The organism is Synechococcus sp. GFB01 (assembly GCF_001039265.1).
Lineage (GTDB): Bacteria > Cyanobacteriota > Cyanobacteriia > PCC-6307 > Cyanobiaceae > NIES-981.
Window position 1 is genome coordinate 1 of sequence record NZ_LFEK01000107.1, and the last position, 2,990, is coordinate 2,990.

General features: G+C 68.7%; 2 protein-coding genes and 3 pseudogenes. 4 read left to right on the forward strand and 1 reads right to left on the reverse strand.

Annotated elements, in window-relative coordinates:
• Positions 1-1,270: pseudogene (locus SYNGFB01_RS10005) on the forward strand (class I tRNA ligase family protein); the annotation flags it as partial.
• A 15-nt stretch (positions 1,271-1,285) separates the two neighbouring features.
• Positions 1,286-1,552 (forward strand): hypothetical protein, encoded by a 267-nt coding sequence (locus SYNGFB01_RS10010; RefSeq protein WP_048017909.1) that lies wholly within the window; start codon positions 1,286-1,288, stop codon positions 1,550-1,552.
• Between the two features lie 10 nt (positions 1,553-1,562).
• On the opposite strand, the pseudogene pgi reads toward SYNGFB01_RS10010, so the two are convergent.
• A pseudogene (gene pgi / locus SYNGFB01_RS10015) lies at positions 1,563-2,498 on the reverse strand (glucose-6-phosphate isomerase); the annotation flags it as partial.
• 10 nt (positions 2,499-2,508) lie between these two features.
• On the opposite strand from pgi, the pseudogene SYNGFB01_RS15585 reads away from it, so the two are divergent.
• Positions 2,509-2,658 (forward strand): annotated as a pseudogene (locus SYNGFB01_RS15585) (EutN/CcmL family microcompartment protein); the annotation flags it as partial.
• Positions 2,658-2,909, forward strand: coding sequence for a carboxysome peptide B (locus SYNGFB01_RS10025; protein ID WP_048017910.1), 252 nt, complete (start codon positions 2,658-2,660; stop codon positions 2,907-2,909). The pseudogene SYNGFB01_RS15585 and the gene SYNGFB01_RS10025, both read left to right, overlap by 1 nt.
• Positions 2,910-2,990: the final 81 nt, after the last annotated feature.

Consider the following 2,990-nt stretch of genomic DNA (forward strand, 5'->3'; position numbering starts at 1 on the left):
CGAGCAGTGCGGCGTGTCCCCGTGCCCGCCGAGCAGCTGCCCGTCGGAGCTGCCGCGCGACGTGGCCTTCACCGGCAGGGGCGGCTCACCCCTGGCCAAGCTGGAAGCCTGGCTGAAGGTGCCCTGCCCCTGCTGCGGGCAGCCGGCCCGGCGTGAGACCGACACGATGGATACCTTCATGTGCTCCAGCTGGTATTTCCTGCGCTACAGCGATCCCCACAACACCCAGCTGCCCTTCAGCCGGGCCGCCGTGGACTCCTGGCTGCCGGTGGACCAGTACGTGGGTGGCATCGAGCACGCCATCCTGCACCTGCTCTACGCCCGTTTCTTCACCAAGGTGCTGCGCGACCGCGGCCTGCTCGGATTCGATGAACCCTTCGAGCGGCTGCTCACGCAGGGAATGGTGCAGGGCATCACCTACCGCAACCCCCATACCGGTCGCTACATCGCTCCCGCCGATGTGGCCGACCCCACCGACCCGCGCGACCCTGTCACGGGCGAGGTGCTCGAGACCTTCTTCGAGAAGATGTCGAAGTCGAAGCACAACGGTGTCGACCCGGCGGCGGTGATCGACCGTTATGGCGCCGACACGGCACGGATGTTCATTCTGTTCAAGGCTCCCCCCGAGAAGGATCTCGAATGGGACGACGCCGACGTGGAGGGGCAGTACCGCTTCCTGCAGCGCCTGTGGCGCCTGGTGGACCGCGCCGTGGCCCGCGGGATCAGCCTGGCCGGCCGCGATGGCAACGGGACTTCTGCTGCTGACGCCCCGACCCTGAGCCCCTCAGAGCGGGAACTGCGCCGGGCCGTGCACACGGCGATCGCCGCCATCGGCGAGGATCTGGAGGGAGAGCTGCAGTTCAACACCGCCGTGGCGGAGCTGATGAAGCTGAGCAACGCGATGGCGGAGCATCTCGAGCAGTCCGGCGAGATGGTGGCCCTCGAAGCGCTCACCAGTCTGCTGCTGCTGCTGGCACCGTTCGCTCCTCACCTGGCGGAGGAGCTCTGGAGCCGGCTCGGCGGAGCCGGGAGCGTGCATCGTCAGCGATGGCCTGCGGCCGATCCCACTGCCCTGGTGCGGGACACGGTGCCGCTCGTGATCCAGGTGAAGGGCAAGGTGCGGGGCAACCTCGAGGTGCCTGCCGACGCCGACCGGGGCACGCTCGAACGGCTCGCCCTCGCCAGTGACATCGCCGCCCGGTGGCTGGAGGGCAAGCCGCCCAGCCGGGTGATCGTGGTTCCAGGCAAGCTGGTCAACCTGGTTCCCTGACGCCGCCCAACCCGCATGGGTCCGCAGCTGCCACCCCTGAGCGCATCCCAGCTGGAAACCCTGCTGGCCTGCCTGGATCCCCAGCTGCAGGGGTTCGGGGGCGCCGACTGCTGGCTGGCTGACGCGCGCGCCTATCTGCATCGGCTGAACGGTGACGGCCTCGAGAACCCCTCCGTGGCGGCGCTGCATGTGTGGCTGGATGCCTGGGCCAAGGCGGAGGGCAACCGCGAGACGCTGCGCCTGGCCTTGCAGGTGCTGCAGCAGCAGGGATCGGGAGCCTGAGAGGGCTCCCTCAGACCCTGCGGAAGACCAGGCCCGACGGCCGGGCCCAGGAGCCGCTGGCGCTGTAGCCCCGGTTGTTCGCACAGAGGTGCCGCAGGATCGAGAAGACGGCCTCCGGACTGCCCTCTCCGAGCTCAGCCTGCAGCGTGCTCAGATCGCGTGGCTGGCCATCGGCCAGGAGCTCCTCGAGACGCGCCTGCAGGGCCAGGATCGCGGCGGCGGCCAGCTTGCCGGCCTCCACCCCGGGCTGATCGTAGGCATTGACGTCGATCAGCTCGGCGTAGAGGCCGACCGCCCGCTCGAAGAGAGCGATCAGGGCACCGAGAGCCGCTTCATCGAAGCGGCGCAGCGTGATCGTGAGGCTCTGGCGGCCGCCCTCCAGCAGGGCGGAGCGGGTGCCCTGCAGGAATCCCTCCAGCACATCGCCGGGGTTCTCTCCAGCGAGCGTGAGCTGGTCATCCGGATCATCGAGCACCTCGATGAAGGTCACGAAGAAGTTGTCGATCCCATCGCGCAGCTGCTGCACGTAGGCGTGCTGATCGGTGGAGCCCTTGTTGCCGTAGACGGCAAGGCCCTGGTGCACCACCTCGCCCTGACGGTTGAGACGCTTGCCGAGGCTCTCCATCACCAGCTGCTGCAGGTAGCGGCTGAACACCTCCAGACAGTCGCGATAGGGGAGCAGCACCATGTCCCGCCGGCCCCGGCCGTCACCGGCCGCAAACCAGGCGGCTGCGAGCAGGGCAGCAGGATTGCTCTCCAGCCTGGTCACGCGGGTGGCGCGGTCCATCGCGGCCGCTCCGGCCAGGAAGGCGCGGATGTCGCTGCCGATCAGGGCTCCGGGCAGCAGCCCCACGGCACTGGTGATACTGGTGCGGCCGCCGACCCAGTCGGGCAGGTCGAAGCGGGCCAGCCACCGTTCACGCTCGGCCAGCTGGTCGAGCTGGCTGTGACGGCGATGGGTGATCTGCGTGGGCAGTTCCGCCGCCCGGGAAGCTGCCGGCAGCAAGTCGTATCCGAGCGATCTGACGATCGTTGGCATCATCGATCACTGGGATCCGGATGCTGGCAAGCAGGCGCCGCCACCCCCGGCAGGGGGATCCAAGTAATGGAGATCATGCAGGTCACCGGCTCGATCGTGTGCACCCAGCGGGTGGGCGGTCTGAAGCACTGGAACCTCAGGGTGCTGCGCACCGCCAAGGGGAAGCTCAGCGTGGCCGTGGATCCCGTGGGCGCATCCCCCGGCAACTGGGTGTTCACCGCATCCGGCTCCGCCGCCCGCTTCGCCTGCGGTGATCCCGACACCTTCACCGATCTCACGATCGGCGGAACCATCGATTTCTGGGAACCCGACGGCTGAAGACCGCCATCCCATCCGTCGTCCCACACCATCCCGATCCCATGGCCACGCCAACCCCCCGCCCCGCCACCAAAGCCAGCC

Bases quoted from the DNA above. Each gene is read 5' to 3' on its own strand.
- SYNGFB01_RS10010 (WP_048017909.1), top strand. From the start codon at position 1,286: ATGGGTCCGCAGCTGCCACCCCTGAGCGCATCCCAGCTGGAAACCCTG.
- SYNGFB01_RS10025 (WP_048017910.1), top strand. From the start codon at position 2,658: ATGGAGATCATGCAGGTCACCGGCTCGATCGTGTGCACCCAGCGGGTG.